This window comes from Roseofilum sp. SBFL (genome assembly GCF_017746885.1).
GTDB lineage: Bacteria > Cyanobacteriota > Cyanobacteriia > Cyanobacteriales > Desertifilaceae > Roseofilum.
On record NZ_JAGHZH010000025.1, the window covers coordinates 42,874 to 59,517 of the forward strand.

General features: G+C 46.5%; 16 protein-coding genes. 8 read left to right on the top strand and 8 right to left on the bottom strand.

Translation table 11 applies throughout. The features are described 5' to 3' along the window. Positions 1–160 precede the first annotated feature (160 nt). Positions 161–484, top strand: coding sequence for a GIY-YIG nuclease family protein (locus J7545_RS02425; protein WP_318719085.1), 324 nt, complete (start codon positions 161–163; stop codon positions 482–484). Between the two features lie 169 nt (positions 485–653). Here J7545_RS02425 and J7545_RS02430 read toward each other — a convergent pair whose 3' ends face one another. The 3 genes from J7545_RS02430 to J7545_RS02440 form a co-directional block, all read right to left on the bottom strand. Further along, positions 654–851: a hypothetical protein gene (locus J7545_RS02430; protein ID WP_271936591.1), complete on the bottom strand. Its 198-nt coding sequence runs from the start codon at positions 849–851 to the stop codon at positions 654–656. A 214-nt stretch (positions 852–1,065) separates the two neighbouring features. After that, entirely contained in the window at positions 1,066–1,488 is a 423-nt protein-coding gene (locus J7545_RS02435) for a tetratricopeptide repeat protein (RefSeq protein WP_318719086.1), read from the bottom strand. A gap of 100 nt (positions 1,489–1,588) precedes the next feature. Further along, on the bottom strand, positions 1,589–1,945 hold the full coding sequence (locus J7545_RS02440; RefSeq protein WP_318719087.1) for an iron-sulfur cluster assembly accessory protein: 357 nt from the start codon (positions 1,943–1,945) through the stop codon (positions 1,589–1,591). Positions 1,946–2,142: 197 nt separating this feature from the next. Between J7545_RS02440 and J7545_RS02445 the strand changes: the two genes are divergently transcribed. Continuing rightward, entirely contained in the window at positions 2,143–3,774 is a 1,632-nt protein-coding gene (locus J7545_RS02445; RefSeq protein ID WP_318699149.1) for a DUF6930 domain-containing protein, read from the top strand. Positions 3,775–3,885: 111 nt separating this feature from the next. On the opposite strand, the gene pruA is transcribed toward J7545_RS02445, so the two are convergent. Then, positions 3,886–6,873, bottom strand: a complete 2,988-nt coding sequence (gene pruA, locus J7545_RS02450; RefSeq protein WP_318719088.1) for an L-glutamate gamma-semialdehyde dehydrogenase — start codon at positions 6,871–6,873, stop codon at positions 3,886–3,888. 194 nt (positions 6,874–7,067) lie between these two features. On the opposite strand from pruA, the gene J7545_RS02455 reads away from it, so the two are divergent. Next, positions 7,068–7,691: a type I restriction enzyme HsdR N-terminal domain-containing protein gene (locus tag J7545_RS02455; RefSeq protein WP_318699147.1), complete on the top strand. Its 624-nt coding sequence runs from the start codon at positions 7,068–7,070 to the stop codon at positions 7,689–7,691. Positions 7,692–7,954: 263 nt separating this feature from the next. Here the strand turns inward: J7545_RS02455 and J7545_RS02460 are convergent, their stop codons facing one another. The 4 genes from J7545_RS02460 to hisG form a co-directional block, all read right to left on the bottom strand. Beyond that, positions 7,955–8,227 carry a putative toxin-antitoxin system toxin component, PIN family gene (locus J7545_RS02460; RefSeq protein ID WP_318700524.1) on the bottom strand — a complete coding sequence of 91 codons (273 nt, stop codon included), beginning with the start codon at positions 8,225–8,227 and terminating at the stop codon, positions 7,955–7,957. Next, positions 8,224–8,451 carry a hypothetical protein gene (locus tag J7545_RS02465; RefSeq protein ID WP_318700525.1) on the bottom strand — a complete coding sequence of 76 codons (228 nt, stop codon included), beginning with the start codon at positions 8,449–8,451 and terminating at the stop codon, positions 8,224–8,226. Before J7545_RS02465 ends, J7545_RS02460 begins: the two co-directional genes overlap by 4 nt. A gap of 108 nt (positions 8,452–8,559) precedes the next feature. After that, positions 8,560–9,963 carry a BCD family MFS transporter gene (locus J7545_RS02470; RefSeq protein ID WP_318700526.1) on the bottom strand — a complete coding sequence of 468 codons (1,404 nt, stop codon included), beginning with the start codon at positions 9,961–9,963 and terminating at the stop codon, positions 8,560–8,562. 268 nt (positions 9,964–10,231) lie between these two features. Further along, complete coding sequence (gene hisG, locus J7545_RS02475; protein ID WP_318700527.1) at positions 10,232–10,879, bottom strand: ATP phosphoribosyltransferase; 648 nt, start codon at positions 10,877–10,879, stop codon at positions 10,232–10,234. A gap of 214 nt (positions 10,880–11,093) precedes the next feature. Here hisG and mutL point away from each other — a divergent pair, with 214 nt between their 5' ends. The 5 genes from mutL to J7545_RS02500 all read left to right on the top strand — a co-directional run bounded on the left by mutL (position 11,094) and on the right by J7545_RS02500 (position 16,536). Next, positions 11,094–12,773 (top strand): DNA mismatch repair endonuclease MutL, encoded by a 1,680-nt coding sequence (mutL, locus tag J7545_RS02480; RefSeq protein WP_413038677.1) that lies wholly within the window; start codon positions 11,094–11,096, stop codon positions 12,771–12,773. 121 nt (positions 12,774–12,894) lie between these two features. Continuing rightward, complete coding sequence (locus J7545_RS02485) at positions 12,895–13,677, top strand: calcium-binding protein (protein ID WP_318719090.1); 783 nt, start codon at positions 12,895–12,897, stop codon at positions 13,675–13,677. A gap of 317 nt (positions 13,678–13,994) precedes the next feature. Then, entirely contained in the window at positions 13,995–15,308 is a 1,314-nt protein-coding gene (locus tag J7545_RS02490; RefSeq protein ID WP_318700529.1) for a serine/threonine-protein kinase, read from the top strand. Between the two features lie 122 nt (positions 15,309–15,430). Next, entirely contained in the window at positions 15,431–16,087 is a 657-nt protein-coding gene (locus J7545_RS02495; protein WP_318700530.1) for a calcium-binding protein, read from the top strand. Between the two features lie 14 nt (positions 16,088–16,101). Continuing rightward, positions 16,102–16,536, top strand: a complete 435-nt coding sequence (locus J7545_RS02500) for a hypothetical protein (protein ID WP_318700531.1) — start codon at positions 16,102–16,104, stop codon at positions 16,534–16,536. Positions 16,537–16,644: the final 108 nt, after the last annotated feature.

Sequence of the window (16,644 nt, forward strand, 5' to 3'; positions counted from 1 at the left end):
TAAATGTAAAATTTTATATCCAGATTCAACACTTCTGGATTTTATTACTTGTGCTTCTCTCTTCTATGGAGTACAGCTATAACCCTGATATATTTGCACAGGCAAGTTCCCTGAGCGGAGTCGAAGGGAACTCATGAACTTTTATCCACTATCTAAATCTATGGCTTATGTATATATTCTGGAATGTTGTGATAATTCTTTCTACACAGGAAGTACCAACAACTTACCTCTGCGTCTTTGGGAACATGAAAATGGTTTAGGGGCAAACTATACCAGTAAGCGTTTACCTGTAAAACTTGTCTATGCCCAACATTATGACCGTGTGGATGATGCTTTTTATCGAGAAAAGCAAGTTCAGGGATGGAGTCGAGCTAAAAAAATGGCTTTGATCAATAGTGATTGGGATCGACTCCATATTTTAGCTGAGTGTCAAAATGATTCGCATTACCAGAATTTGGCGATCGAGAACGAAAGGGAGAGTTAGGATCGTACTCGATCGCTTCTGCTGCTGGTTTCCACTGCTGGTTGAGCGGAGTCGAAACCAGCAGTGGAAATCAGCAGTTTTGAAACCACGAGAAACAAAAAAATAGACTGCACTCATTCAGCAGTACAGTCATCCTGACTATTCGATACTCACAAAACAGAGAATGAGCTTATTCTAATCCACCATTCGCATCGATGAGGGCTTGTAAATCATCGGGGTCAACATAATGACAAACGGCATCATCCAGACAAATAAGTGCCCATCCAGAATCAGCAATTCCCATCAGCTTATATTCAGCTTCTTGGACAAAGAACCCTTTGTGGTTACGGGTTTCGGGTTTAATGGCTACTTTACTATCAACTGGCATAATATCCTGACTCCTTTCTTAATTGACTTCATGTTAAAAAATATACGCCCTCAGACTGGTTTATATATTAACCTTATGTCTGAGTTCATCAAATCTTATCATTAGAAATCGGGAAATTGGGTTAAATTCTGTATATAATCATGAAGTTTTATACGATTATTCAATCAGAATAATTACCTAATCATTGCTGTTGATAAATCCCACAAGCCTTGATTTAACTCAAAAATAGCCAATCATATATTCTCTGGAGGTTTTGCCAGTCGGGTTTTCTATTTAATCCTTCTTTACAATTCTCTTCAATTTCCTGGCGATATTCCGAGACTGCCATAATCAAACGCTGGGCTATATCAATATGTTCGCGGACTCCACTTTTATTCGTTTCCAGCATCGCGGCTGCCATATTTACTCTCGCTTGGGGGTCTTCAGGATTGAGTTTAACCGCTTTTTGAGCTGCTTTATAAGCCGATTTGGGTTTATCTTCGAGTAAGTATAACCAAGCCAAACAAGTCCAGGCGGTACTTTGTTTGGGGGAGCGATCGCAAATATCCTTAAATAAGGGAATCAACGTGGCGGGACTTTCTCCCTTCTTGTAGCGTTCAATCCCTTCATTAAACAAGTCTTCTGCTGTCTGAGTCATAACCGGCTTAGGTGCAAAACATTAATTGGGTCAAATTCAGGCTTAACTGCACCTGAATTTGACCAACCACACAGTTTAACAGAAAATGGGCACTTAAACTCTAGGCAGAAAAAGAGCTACCACAACCACAGGATTGAGTGGCATTGGGATTGGTAAACTGAAACCCGCCCCCAATCAGAGCATTACTGTAATCGAGAACCAATCCATAGAGATAGAGCATACTCTTGGGATCGCAAATCACCTTAAAGCCATCATAATCAAAGACCTCATCATTGTCTTTAATCCGATCGACGGTTTCAAAATCCATCGTATAAGACAGACCGGAGCATCCCCCTTGGCGAACCCCCACACGCAAGCAGAGATCGTTGCCTTGCTTTTCTCGTAAAGATTGCACCTGCTCGAGAGCAGCATCGGTCATCATGATGCCGCGTTTAGAACTCTCCATAGTTTGGGTCATAGCTGTATACCTGAACTCCTGATGTCAACTTAATCCTTAACTTAATCCTTATTGTATCGAGTCAACTCCCCTTGCAGCAGAGAAAGCTACACTGGTAATCATAAACTTAATGGCCAGGAGCCACGCGATCGCGATTAAAATCAGGATCTAGAGTCCATGTAGACCCTGGAACTGATACTATTGCTAGACACAATCCTATGATCACCCTAACCCCCTCCACCTGTCGCCGTCTTCAACAGCTACCTCAACCAGGAGAGAGTATTTGGGAAGCAGACCGAAGAATCATACCGATCGCCCTAAAGGAAGGATTTCAGCCTGAATGTATTTTATGGGTAGATGGCTCAGAAGGGGTGGTGCGATCGATGGAAATGGTGAATCCTCAAACTGGCCCGGAGGCCCTTGTCCGAGCGCTCCTCAAGGCAATGGAAGCGCCGCCTGCTCCAAGTCAACCGAGTCGGCCCAAAAAAATTGTAGTGTGCGATCGCGAAATTCAATTTTATCTGCGAGGGGTATTACAAGACCTAGACATTGATATTGAATATCGGCCCCAGTTACCCCTCATCGAGCATCTCTTTCAACAAATGGCCGAAGAAGTAATCCAACAAACGCCTCATGTTGCGCCCAAATATCTCACATTCCTATCTAAAAGTGCTGAAAAAATTTGGCAAGTTCAACCGTGGCAAAATCTAGCTGAACATCAAATTATTTCCGTGCAATTAAATCAATGGGACATTGAGAAATTTTATGTCTCTATTCTAGGAATGCTCGGTGAAGAATATGGAATTTTGCTCTACCGTTCCCTAGACTCTCTCAAACAATTTCGTCAAGCTTTGCTCGACCATACCACCATGGAAGATATTGAAAGTGCCCTCTTCCATCAAGACTGTTTTTTTCTGACCTTCGAGCTAAAACCCGATTCTCCCTTAAGCGATCTAGCTGAAGAAGAATGTATCCTTGAGCTGCTCCCTTGGTCAGAAATTGAAGCCTCTTTCGGCGTAATTCATCCCCTCGAAGGCTTACGCACTACCTTATACGATCGAGAACCAGTAGCCATGATGGTAGCGTTAGAAGCGTTACATCGATTTTTCAAATCCACTCGTAACTCTCTCGATACAGAGTCTTTTGAAAGCCTTAGCCAACGCTACCGTATTTCTTTGCCCAAAACGGCTGAAGAATCAAAATCTTCCCTTTTGGTTAAAGTAGAAACCCTGCCAGAAGTTTCCCTAGAACTTGATGCCATGATGAATGGTTTAGAAGAAGATGAAGAAGAGGAGGAAGATCTTGATGGCCCCTTTCTCCACTATGATTTGATTCCTGACAATGCCCTCTGTCGCCTCGATATTCTCAGTTGGGCAACTTGGGAACAGATTCGCGAACAGGTTCAATTTTACCCGGCTGCACCGGAAGATATCCGAGGGGTTGGAGCTGGATTACCGGTGGCGATCGTTCAAACCAGTAAACGGAATGCCAAGACCTTAATCCGAGATTTAGAAGCTTTTGATGGATTGGAGGGAATTGGATTTCATGTGGGAGAAGATCCCTATACAGAAACAACATTTGATCTGGGAATTATTCAAACTGGAGATGGAGACTTATACTTGTTTGATGAATTTGAAGTCACTTCTACATACCAGAAAAATCGGCAAAACTGGGACGATCAGTGTCGTAAAACTCAAGGCTATTGTGCTTTACTGATTGCCATGGGAATGAGGGGAGAATCCCGTGGTAATCCTAAGCCTAAAGATATGTTAGCCTTGTTTGAGGCAAAATTTTTGTCGATTGAGGATTTGAAATTGGGAATTTTGCAAAAAACTCGATTTTCCTTCTAGAAATCGCTTCAGCAATTAACCATTAATAATCAATAATTACCTCTCCCTTTTAGAGAGAGGGTTGGTGCTAAAGAGCAGGTTTTTAACCGGAATTATTAATTATTCAGTAACTTACTCGTTTCCTTCGATGGGGGCGAACCCTTGACGCTGCACGTTTTCCGTAATTGCGCGGGGTTCTAAGAACTGGATCAGGTAATCCGGGCCACCCGCTTTAGAACCGACTCCGGAGAGCTTGAAGCCGCCAAAGGGTTGCCGGGAAACGATCGCCCCGGTCGTATTGCGGTTAATATACAAGTTGCCCACTTCAAACTCGGCCATGGCTTGGTCAATATGGCTTGGCGTACGGGAATAGAGACCTCCCGTAAGGGCAAAATTGGTATTATTGGCAATGTCTAGAGCGTCCTGGAAGGTTTTAGCCTTAATCACCGCAACTACGGGGCCAAAAATCTCTTCCTGGGCAATTCTAGCCGTCGGGGACACATCCTGGAAGATCGTGGGGCCGACATAATAGCCCTCTTTGGCATTGGAAACATTGGGCGCGAGCATTTCTAGGGCAACTTTGGCTTCTTGTTTGCCAATGGCAATATATTCCTGAATCCGCTTCATCGAGGTTTCATCGACTACGGGGCCCACCTTCGTACCCGGATAGTGGGCTGGCCCTACATTCAAGGATTTGGTCGCTTCTACAAACCGCTCTAAGAAGGTATCATACACCGGTTCCAGAACGATCGCCCGCGAACAAGCCGAACATTTTTGACCGCTATAGCCAAAGGCAGAATCCACTACCCCTTGCACGGCTTGGTCTAAATCACAACTCTCATCGACAATAACGGCATTCTTACCGCCCATCTCGGCAATGACACGCTTCATGTGTTTTTGTCCCGGTTGCAGAAGGGCAGCATCGGCATAGATTTTACAGCCGACTTCCTGGGAACCGGTAAAGGCAATCATATGCACATCCTTGTGTTTGACCAAATGTGCCCCAACCGTTGAGCCTTTGGCAGGTAAAAATTGAAATACTCCTTTGGGAATTCCGGCTTCAATTAGAGCTTCCATCAGTTGGGCGGCGATCGCGCTACTCACCTCCGCAGGCTTGAGAATCACGCAGTTACCCGTTACCAGCGCTGCTACTGTCATCCCTGTGGTAATGGCGATCGGGAAATTCCAGGGGGAAATCACTAGGGCGATGCCTCGCGGTTGATACGTCAGGCGGTTATTTTCCCCAGCAATATCATAATTATGGCCGCGATCGAGCCGTTCCATTTCATCAGCATAATAGCGACAAAAATCGATCGCCTCGGAAACCTCTGCATCCACCTGTTGCAGCGCTTTTCCCACTTCCAGCATCACCCAAACCGACAGTTCTGCGCGGCGCTCTTCCATCAGATCGGCTGCTTTTCGCAGAATTCGCGCCCGTTCTGCTGCGGGAGTCGCTTTCCAACCGGGAAACGCTGCTTTAGCGGCATTAAGTGCTGCTTCCGCTTGTTCCACGGAAGCCAAACCAATTTTGGCCACTAACTCCGTGGGGTCAGAGGGATTGACAGAATTAACACTCTCTGCTGTTTGGACAAACTCGCCATTAATATAAGGCAGAATGGTTTTTCCGAGCTGCGGACGTACCGTGTTTAAAGCGGCTTGTGCCCGTTCCCGGTTAGCAACTTGGGCGTAGTCCGTATCTGCCGCATTCTTAAACACTGTGGTTTTCTGGGGTCGAGATCCCGTAGTTTGAACCACTGGAGGCGCGATTAATTCTTCAATGGGGCGGTCTTCTTGACTTTGCCGTAAGAAGGAACTGTTTGCGGTATTTTCCAGTAAGCGGCGAATCAAATACGCCATACCGGGGAGGAGACTGCCGTAGGGAGCATACATCCGCACTCGCAACCCTCGGTTAACCATTGCTTTAGCGAGGCGATCGCCCATTCCATACAGCACTTGGTATTCAATGCGACGGCGAGGAATGTTCAGGGTTTCGGCAATGGCGATCGCCCTAGCTTGCGATCGCACATTATGGGAACCAATGGCAGCATTGAGAACTTCATGGTTTTCCAACAGCAGGCGCGTGAGCAATTCAAAGTTAGCATCGGTAGCAACTTTATCATCAAACACGGGTTGCGGCCAGTTATGTTGCACCGCTTGAATGGTTTCCTGATCCCAATATGCCCCTTTCACCAAGCGAATGGTAATCGGATTTCCCCGTTGTTTAGCCCAAGCAATCAGATCGTTTAAGTCTGCTTCTGACTCGCGTAGATAAGCTTGTAGCGTTACCCCGATATCAGTACGGGTTTTAAATTCCTCTTCGAGTAACAGTTCCTTAAGAATCGCCAGGGTAATATCTTTATAGACATACTGCTCCATATCGAAATGGATAGCAGCCTCCTTTTCTTGGGCATGGCGCAGGAGGGTGCGAATACGCTCCATAACCCGTTGCTTAGACCCCTCAGCATCCAAGGGATCGAACTGAGAATAAAACGCTGTCAGCTTCACGGAAACTTGCACCTTGGGCAAGGGTTCCCCATCTGCTTCATCAATTTCGGGGATTGTTTTCCAGCGTGCCGCAGCTTCCGTGAGGCGATCGATCAGATCGATATAGCCTTGCAGATAGGCTTTGGCTTCCGTTTCCGTAATCACCGCTTCCCCCAGTAAATCTAGGGTAAATGCCATCTTCTCTTTGCGAAGATTTTCTACAGTTTTCAGCACCTGCCCCGCAGTTTCCCCAGCAATGTATTTCCGCGCCAAGGTTTCTACCGCAGTCGATACAGTTGTTGCTGCCACTTGTCCCGGCATCGAATCAGCATTGGTAAAATTAAGAATCCCCTTCAATGCGCCAGGTAATTCGACCGCCTCAGTTGTCATATATTCCTGCAAATGCCGCGCCACTTCTGCCTTAGAGCGCAATGCAGGTAAACAATCAATAAACCGGAACAATTGCACCCGCAGCCCTGGGTTACTCATGGCCCAGTCTAGAAGCTTATCATCCCAGCGCATTTGGTCTCGCATCTGGGCAAAGATGGAGCGTTTTTCCCCTTGCGCTGCGAGAAGTTGTTTGGCGATCGCCTGGGTTTGGCTCTCATACGTTGGATTTTCGACTTGTGCTACCACGGATTTTCCCCCCTCCATATAAATGGGTTGATATACATCGAGGTTTTATCTTGATTTTTTGTGTATTTTTCCAATATATCTCGAAAATACGGTACTATAATAGTTTTGTTTAAACTCCAAAATATTAGTTCTCGTAATACGATTTGGCGTGTCATCACTGAGTAAGTCAAATGACTCATTATTCATGACTGATTATGGCTCAAACTCTTTCTGCACAAAACATTACCCTGGGAACTCTCAAACAAACCTTGGGACTGCAAGTCGCTAAAGATAGCGAATTTTTTACCGAATGGTCAGAACCCCTTCCTTCTTTAACGGAGATTGAACAACAAACGCTCGATCGCGTGAAAGCCAATTTTCAAGACTTGATGGACGACCCCCCGTTACTGGAAAACACCGTTAAAATGGTCATCCTCGCTCCCTTGCTCGATTGTGCTGGATTTTACCGTCGTCCTTTTCGCATCGAAACAGAAACCAGCATCGAAATTGAACTAGAAGACGAAGGACTCATGATTCGAGGCAGAATAGATATCCTCGTCGTTAAAAACCGATTGTGGCTCGTTGTAATTGAATCCAAACGCAGTGATTTTGCCGTTACCCGTGCCATTCCTCAAACCTTAAGCTATCTGTTAGGCAACCCGGAACTGCAACACCCCACATTTGGCATGATTACCAATGGCAATGAATTTCTCTTTCTCAAAGCCTCTCATACTCCCACAGTCCAGTACAGAACCTCTAAACTGTTCTCCTTAATTAATCCCGACAATGAACTGTATGATGTTTTAGCCATTCTGAAGCGTTTAAGCCAAGTTTTTTAGCTGTAGGTGTAGGCAAGCATCTTGGTGAAAACCTCAATTTCTACACTACACCTTGCCCACCCTACGCTCTTAAGCTTGTCGAGCCAATACAATCACAATACAATTCAGAGCAGCTCTAAGATACAGCGCAAAGCGCTGTAACGGAATACAGTCTCATTGAGATCAGTCATTGCGAATGGAACGAAGTGGAATGAAGCAATCGCAAAATCCCCCAATCTTGGCGATTGCTTCCCTGCGGTCGCAATGACAACTCACATCTATGATCAACAATGCACCTCATAGCAGCGCGAAGCTCTGTATGGGTACATTTTTCGGCCCCTCATCGCCATCATCTCCAAAAAATCTCTAGGAGTAACAATTATTTCTTGATATTCAATCTGAGCTTTTAAGGATAATAAATCTCGATCTCCAGTAATCAGAAATACGGCGCTAGAATCAATCGCTAATTCTAAAAATTTATTGTCATCGACATCTCGACAAATTTCAACTTGAGATTCCACCTTGACAAAGTGACTATGGGATTTGACAACTCTCAAGAAATCTTCTCGTCCTTCAGTTGTTGAACTAAAATGACTATTTGTTCAAACGTTAAAGGGAGTTGATAGGTATTCGATGTCATGACCATCTCTTCGTCAAATATGGAACCGCGTATGGGCTGAACATGGGCACGTAGATGCTCATCTACCATGCCTTCGACTTTAGCATAACCAGGAATAACCTTGGCAAAGCTATTGACATCCGACCAAAACTTATTGGGCATTTTTGAGAGTTTCCTAACCTGAAACGGGACTTGAGCGTTGCAAGACTAGCGTATTCGATCCAACAATTGCTATGGTTAATACAACTTACAATGATGTTTTGAGCGCTACTATCCGTCTAAATCTCCTTCCATGACTAGAGCGATCGCCTCCTTCGTATTTTCCTGGAACTCGCGGATATTCACCCGGTTCAAGAGCCAGGTGGCGGCAATCAAGCCCCCCGCTTGCACTACAAACACCAAACCGTAGGACAATACCGGCTCAGAAAACAGGGCTTTTCCCAGATCTAATACGGCTCCTCCTAACACGGTTGCGCCTCCTCGTGCCATTGCCTGGGCTAACCCCCAAGCGCCAATAAACGTTCCGGCAGTTTCCGCAGCAGTTAAATCGAGCATTAAACCGACTGCTCCGGCTGTTAAGACTCCAGAGCTTAAGCCAAATAGAAATAGGCTCAACATTAGGGCTTGAGGATTGCCGGTAAACCCAGAAAATAAGAGGAATCCCGAACAAAATGCTGTTGCCACACAGCCGCTAAAACAGGTGCGTTGTTTGCCTAAGTGAGGGGTAATTAAAAAACCGGTTGAAGCAATACCAATCAAAGTTCCCATACCAAAAAAGGCATTGAGTCGAGCGGTTTCTGAGATGGGCATCTGGAAGACTTCCCCGCCGTAGGGTTCCAAGACGGGATCTTGCATAAACAAGCTAATGCTCATGAACAGGAGAAAGGTGAAGAAAATCCCGGTTTGGCGACTGGCAGTCAGGATTTTTAAGGCATTGCCCAAGGTAATTTGATCTTCTCGGTTCGCGGCGCTGGAGCGATCGCCATAAAGCGAGTATTTTTTCTCGATTCCTAGGGTTCCGACAACGGTCAGAAAGCACACCAAAGCTGGCACAATAATAAACAGACGATTAATCGATGCTTGCAGGTCTTCCGGAGGAGCATCTAAGCCTAACTGTTTTAATAAACTACTACTAATGATCGCCCCAACGACAATCCCCACCATTAACATAGACCAGACAATACTGACTAATTTCGATCGATTCCGGTCATCAGAAACATCAAATAAGAGTGCCGCAAACGGCGTAGAACTGGCACTTAAGGCTAATCCATAGAAAACAAAGACGAGCGCCAACAAAGCCGCCCAAGTGTAGGTAGGGAGAGTCCATCCCAGGGTAGCGGCACTATTGCCCAGTTGCCAAACCACTTGCAGGGCAATAAATGAAGTCGTGGTAAACAGTAGAGTGCCCATCCAAACATAGCCCGTACGATGGTAACCGGCGATCGGTTTCGCATCCGAAAGTTGGCCAAACCAGATGCGTGCAGGAGAAACAAACTGATGGGCGGCGATCGCCCCTGATGCAATCAAAGCGGGCACTTTCAGCTCATCAATCATCACCCGATTAATCACACCCAACGTGAGCAGGGACATAATCCCTAAACCCATTTGAAAGAGTCCCAAGCGGAACATGGTCAATAGATTAATTTGGGATTTGGACTCACCTGTTGCCATCATACGGGTTGACCTTTTAAACCTTAAGACTTTCAATCGGGCACAAATATATGAGAAGCTATGCCAATGAGCGCCAATGGACACTTAGACTAGTTCTCCTATGCTTAGGATACAGAATTTCGGCACTGTGCGATGCCTTTTGTTCTCCAGACGATTCCCTATGATCAGCAATTGACTGGGGAGTTGATGTGGGGGCAAGTTCTGCAACCCATCAGCAGATCAAGCCATCACCTTTATCAACCCGCACCCCGAATCGCTTAATTAGAATCGTTTAATTATAAGTATTCATTGCCGTGCCCCGTAATTGGGTCATCCAACGATCGATATCTTCTACATTCAGGCGATAACTAAGGGGATGGGCAATTAGATAAGCCGTACTATCAAATAACTTCTTAATTTCCACTAACCCGTTTTCCTTTAAAGTTTTGCCCGTAGAGACTAAATCGACGATTGCCTCTGACATATCAGTAATCGGGCCCAATTCTACTGAACCATATAACGGGATGATCTCTACAGGTAAGTCTAAGCCATGGAAATATTCCTTGGCACAATTAACCGATTTAGACGCAACTCGGCAATGGGCAGGTAAATCGAGTACATCTTGATAGGGACTCGACTGTTTCACTGCCACAGACATGCGGCAATAGCCAAAACCGAGATCGGCAAGTTGGGCAACGGCTGATTTCTTTTCGCGCAGCACATCATAGCCCACAATGCCCAATTGGGCTTGCCCATATTCGACATAAACAGGCACATCTTGGGCACGAACCAATAGCCCTTTCATCGTTCCCGTCGGATCGACAATTTGCAGTTGACGGTTACTGGAGTCCAGAAAGGCACTAAAATCGAGGCCCACTTGCTGGAGCAGTTGAATCGTTTCTTTGAGTAATGCCCCTTTGGGGATGGCAACGGTAAGCATGGTTGGGTTTGGGGGAGTGGGGGAATGGGAGGATAAGACTCTATTGCCTATTCTCCCTGTCTCTTTCTGTGCCTCAGCAGTTTACCATCTATCCTACACACGCTAGAAGCCTAGGGATTAAACTCTATAAGAACGAGCGATCGCCTCACCCTTGATTCCAGCCTGTAGCGCCATATGCGAAAATAGGGAAGGTGTTTAGATTTCCCGATCCATTATCGATTCTCCTGTCTCTACCATCCAATCCTTACCGCCAGATGTGGTACATCGGATCGCTGCGGGTGAGGTGATTGACTCGATCGCCGCCGTGGTTCGAGAATTAGCGGAAAATGCCCTCGATGCGGGTGCAACGCGTCTGGAAATCGAGATTTGGCCGCAACAATGGCGTGTCAGAGTAGCTGATAATGGTGAGGGAATGAATCGAGAAGATCTCATTCAAGCGGCGCGATCGCATACTACCAGTAAAATTCATACCATCACTGACCTGGATCGCATTACCAGTTTAGGCTTTCGCGGCGAAGCGCTCCATAGTTTAGCCCAACTTTCGCAACTGGAAATCTGGAGTCGGGGCAGTGCAGGGGAAGGATGGCGGGTAAAGTATAATGCTTTGGGGGAACTGGATATCATTGATGCCGTGGCGATCGCCTCGGGTACAATCGTAGAAGTTTCCCATCTGTTTGAAACTTGGGCACTGCGTCGTCAAGGGTTTCCCTCCCCTCCTCAACAACTGCGAGCCATTCAAACCCTAATTCAAGATATCGCCCTCTGTCATCCCGACATTACCTGGAAAGTCAGCCAAGACTCGCGCCCCTGGTTTACCATTAGTCCAGGAAAGAATGCCCAATCCATTCTGCCCCAACTGCTGCGGGATGTACAGGTGAACGATCTCTGCTTTCGGCAACTTGCCCTAGAGCAGGAGGGATTGAACCCAGAATCAGATAACTTAGAATTAGTCTTAGGCTTACCCGATCGCTGTCATCGCGGTAAACCCGATTGGGTTAAAATTGCCGTCAATGGGCGTTTGGTGCAATGTCCGGAACTGGAAAATACGGCGATCGCCGCCATGAGTCGCACCGTACCCAACAAACGCTACCCCGTGTTCTTTCTCCATTTGCACCTATCCTGCGATCGCATCGACTGGAACCGTCATCCCGCTAAATCTCAAATCTATCTGCACCCCCTCAAACCGCTCCAAGAAGCCGTGCAGCAAGCCATTTCTGATGCTCTGAAACTCAGTGATATTACCCTGCCTCAAGCCGTCCACCAAGAGCGCGTCGGTCAACTGCTTAAAGCCTCGGAAAAGTCGGGTTCCTATCAAGTTTCCCCCAAAAACAATGCCCCCACGCCCCTAGAACTCAAGGCAGTTGCCCAAATCCGCCAAACCTATATCGTCGCCGAGCATCCAGGGGGATTATGGTTAGTCGAGCAACATATTGCCCACGAGCGGATTTTATACGAGGAATTGTGCGATCGCTGGCAACTCGTTCCCCTCGATCCCCCCATCATCCTCAACCACCTCACCCCCAAAGAAGTCGAACAACTCATCCGTATCGGTTTAGACGTAGACCCCTTTGGCGAAGGTCTGCACGCCATTCGCAACGCTCCCCAACTCCTCCAGCAACGGGAGGATTGCGCCGAAGCTCTACGAGAACTTGCCGCCGGAGGAGACCTAGAAACCGCTCAAGTTGCTACAGCCTGCCGCAGTGCCATACGCAACGGTACACCTCTGACGATACCTGAAATGCAAGATATATTAGATCGGTGGCAACGAACCCGCAACCCCCACACCTGCCCCCATGGTCGTCCCATATACCTCTCTCTAGAGGAAACCTCCCTAGCCCGATTTTTCCGCCGCCATTGGGTGATTGGTAAAAGTCATGGCATTCAAGAGTGTTAAGAATTACACTAAAATTGAGGCGATCGCACTGGAATTCCTCTATTTTTAGGCAAAATGGCCTACCATAGTCCATAACGCAACAGTTTTAACTGAGAATCCCTACAAAAAAGGAGAACCGATCATGGTAGCGATTATTGCACCCGATGACCGAGATGCCATCTTATTGGGAACGGCAGACAATGATGAAATCCTAGGAAAAGAAGGAAATGACTACTTGTTTGGTTTAGAAGGAAATGATTGTTTAACTGGTGCAGGGGGACGAGATTTACTCAGTGGTAATACGGGTAATGATTCGATTATAGGTGGTGAGGGTAACGATCTCTGTTATGGCGGACAAAATGATGATCTTATCAGTGGCAATGATGGAAATGATTTTCTCTATGGAGATTTGGGCAATGATATCCTAAATGGCGATCGCGGCAATGATTACTTTTTTGGCGGTGAAGGGAACGATACTATTCAAGGGGGTGATGGGAATGATTTGATTTTAGGGGGTCAAGGAGATGATTCGCTAACCGGAGGTGCAGGTAATGATTTTATCTGGGGTGGACAAAGTATAGTCAACGATATGATTGATGGAGGAGAAGGGAATGATACCCTCAGTGGCGATCGCGGTGGCGGAATTTTGAGTGGGGGGCCAGGTGCTGATGTTTATATTTTACGGGCTTCTCTAGCAACTGACCCAAGAAATATACCCCTAATTTTTGGCTATGAAGAAAATGATATCATTGGTTTAGCAGGAATTAGTGCTAATGATGTTTCAGTCACCCGAACCGGTCGTTTTGAAGCCAGAATCGATCGAATTAGCACCGGTGCAGTGATTGCTTCAATCTATGGTATCGAGTCGAGTTTAATCTTCAACAACCAAGTAAGATTTCTAGAAGTGGATGTGGGATTGACTTGATAGTTCTAAAAAGGTAGAGTTCACAATAAAATTCTTTGATCAAAGAAAATTCACTGGTCTGATTTTCTACGATCTACCGATTTGAACCACTCAAATCGGAAATTTATATCGCCTGATTTGAAGTTTTTTAATAAAATCCGTAATCCCAAAAAGTGAAGTTGTAGGAGGGGTATCGACATAACTTAAAGTGATGTCCCGTTAAACGCGACTAGCTAGGTGTATGTATGCTCTTATTCTCCCCTCCAAATTACCAACGCCAATCGACTAAAATAATACCAAAATCAAACCTCTGTGTTGGTCTGGAAGAAACAAACAATATGGTGTGGCAAACGGGACATCAACTCCAAGATGGTCAATATACGATCGCGAGAAAACTCGGTGAAGGTGGATTTGGGATCACCTATCTCGCCCAAACTCAAACCGGCGAAAATGTAGTGATTAAAACGCTCAACGAGAAGATCCGCAATCACAAAAACTTCGAGAAATGTCAACAAGACTTTCTCAATGAAGCTCTATGGATTGCCAAATCGTCCCATCCCCATATTGTTCGCGTTGAAGAGTTGATCCAGGAAGATCGCTTATGGTGTATCGTACTAGAGTACATTGAAGGAACCAATTTGGGTACTCTAGTAGATACCGAAGGAGCCTTACCTGAAGCCGAAGCCCTCCACTATATCCAACAAATTGGGGATGCTCTCAATACCGTCCATCATCAAGGGTTTTTGCATCGGGATATTAAACCGCTAAATATTTTACGGCGCAAGGGTGAAGCTTCAACCACACTGATCGACTTTGGCATGGCTCGTAAATTTATGCCTAATTTAGTTCAAGGTCATACCACCTATGTGAGCCGAGGCTTTGCGCCCATCGAACAGTATGACTGGCAATCCTTTCGAGGCCCTTACACCGATGTCTACGCGTTAGCAGCGACCCTCTATGCACTGTTAACCGAAGAAGTGCCAGAGTCGGCAACTAACCGCGATCGCCGCGTGGCTCGCAAGCAAAGCGATCCCCTCATTCCTCCCCAGGACATTAACCCAGTAATTAGCGATCGCATCAATACCGCTATCTTAGCCGGCATGGCCCTCGAACCCGAAGACCGGCCCCAGTCCATCGAACAATGGTTTGATCTATTGGGAATTGTCCTCATTTCCCCTCCTTGGCAAGCCCCCCCTCCCATCAATGATACCGAGCGTAAATGGAGTTCTGCGGTAGGAATGGACTATAGTACTTTAGAACAACTCCTCGCTACTGGAGACTGGCAGGGGGCCGATCGCCAAACCGACCAGATTTTACTCGAAATCAGCGATCGCACCTCCCAAGGTAGCCTCACGGAAGAGGAAGTAAAATACCTCCCGGGTCGAGACTTGCGAACCCTTGACCGCTTATGGGTGCATTATAGTAACGGTCACTTTGGGTTGAGTGTCCAAAACCGCATTTGGCGGTCTTTAGACAAAAACTACGAAGAATTCGGCGATCGCGTCGGTTGGCGATCTCCCGACCACTCATGGTTAGCCTACGCCAAGCTGACCTTTAATCTTGGCGCTCCCCAGGGCCATCTTCCCACTTGGGGAAGACGGGGGCGCTTATGGCCCTACCTAGGATCGCGACTCAAGCGCTGTGGACTATAGCGCTTTGCGCTGGTAATGGGTAATCGGTATCAATCAGTGAATCATTTTTAGATTGCTCACTGATTTACACCGACTCACTGAAATTTCCCAGCGCTATATACACAGAATCAGGAGAATTAACTATGGCATTCATTACTGCTGAATCCACCCTATCCGTTGAAGCTCTGACCTTTGTCAAAGTCAACTACAAAGCTGAACTCGAAGCTCACTTTAATCTATCCGTTTCAGAACTTAGCGATCGTCAAATTGCCGAATTTGCTCTGGAAATTTCCGCCACCATTCCTGCTCTTGGCCAAGCAATTATTTCCGTCGATACTCAAGCACAAGGTAGCATCACCGGTACTCTCGCAAATGGACAAATCCTCATTGGGGCAGGTGGAGAAGATACTCTAGTGGGAGGCAATGGTAACGATGTTCTCATTGGCGGATCTGGAAAATCTAGAAAATCTGGCTCCGGCACTAAAAAATCTGGTTCTGGTGGCGGTTCCGGTGGCGGTTCCGGTGGCGGTTCCGGTAAACTCTCAGGCATCTCTGGAATATCTGGTGCTGACGGAGATGACACCATGAACGGTGGAGATGGCGATGATACTTGCTTTGGTGGAGACGGCAATGACTCCTGCGCTGGCGGTGCAGGCGATGATTCCTGTGTTGGTGGAGATGGCAATGACACCTTAGACGGTGGAGATAATAACGATACCCTCATTGGTGGCGAGGGTAATGACTCCTGTGTTGGTGGCGACGGGGATGACTCCTGTGTTGGTGGCGAGGGTTTGGTATAGACTTCGTCTCCTATGTGGAAGCCTCTGTCGGTGTAGAAATCAACCTCGAAACCGGTATCACAGTGGTGGGTCAATTTGAGAACATTATTTCTGGATTTGAAGGCGCGATTGGTTCTCAGTTTGATGATGTGATTACCGGTGGTGCAGTTGCGGGATTAAGCCTGGAAGCTGGTGGTGGTAGCGATACTTATAAATTGACCGCTGCCAATGCTGTGGGAACCACAATTAAAGATAGTGGCGGTACGGCTGATGTCATTGAGGTTGAAGAGGTTACCCTATCTTTACCTCCACAAGATGAAGATGCCCCACCAGCAACCGGAACTCAGGTTTTACACAATGGTACGGATTTAGTCGTCGATCTCGATAATAATGGTCAGTTTGAGGCGGCAAGCGATTTGGTCATTCAAGACTTCTTCTCCTTAAGGGATGACAAGGAGGCTAAAGAGTAGACTGTATAAGGGATAGAACCTTTAATCCCTTCTGGAAAAATAAGCGCTTATGAGGCTTGGAATCCATCAATTCTTGAGCCAAAGAAGACCAACATTGAAAGGAGTGAA

What these genes read in the sequence shown, in the direction of transcription:
- J7545_RS02470 (WP_318700526.1), bottom strand. Translation starts at nt 9,963, where the DNA reads ATGATGGCAACAGGTGAGTCCAAATCCCAAATTAATCTATTGACCATG.
- J7545_RS02435 (WP_318719086.1), bottom strand. Translation starts at nt 1,488, where the DNA reads ATGACTCAGACAGCAGAAGACTTGTTTAATGAAGGGATTGAACGCTAC.
- J7545_RS02445 (WP_318699149.1), top strand. Translation starts at nt 2,143, where the DNA reads ATGATCACCCTAACCCCCTCCACCTGTCGCCGTCTTCAACAGCTACCT.
- J7545_RS02440 (WP_318719087.1), bottom strand. Translation starts at nt 1,945, where the DNA reads ATGACCCAAACTATGGAGAGTTCTAAACGCGGCATCATGATGACCGAT.
- J7545_RS02465 (WP_318700525.1), bottom strand. Translation starts at nt 8,451, where the DNA reads ATGCCCAATAAGTTTTGGTCGGATGTCAATAGCTTTGCCAAGGTTATT.
- J7545_RS02495 (WP_318700530.1), top strand. Translation starts at nt 15,431, where the DNA reads ATGGCATTCATTACTGCTGAATCCACCCTATCCGTTGAAGCTCTGACC.
- J7545_RS02430 (WP_271936591.1), bottom strand. Translation starts at nt 851, where the DNA reads ATGCCAGTTGATAGTAAAGTAGCCATTAAACCCGAAACCCGTAACCAC.
- J7545_RS02425 (WP_318719085.1), top strand. Translation starts at nt 161, where the DNA reads ATGGCTTATGTATATATTCTGGAATGTTGTGATAATTCTTTCTACACA.
- J7545_RS02490 (WP_318700529.1), top strand. Translation starts at nt 13,995, where the DNA reads ATGGTGTGGCAAACGGGACATCAACTCCAAGATGGTCAATATACGATC.
- hisG (WP_318700527.1), bottom strand. Translation starts at nt 10,879, where the DNA reads ATGCTTACCGTTGCCATCCCCAAAGGGGCATTACTCAAAGAAACGATT.
- J7545_RS02485 (WP_318719090.1), top strand. Translation starts at nt 12,895, where the DNA reads ATGGTAGCGATTATTGCACCCGATGACCGAGATGCCATCTTATTGGGA.
- J7545_RS02455 (WP_318699147.1), top strand. Translation starts at nt 7,068, where the DNA reads ATGGCTCAAACTCTTTCTGCACAAAACATTACCCTGGGAACTCTCAAA.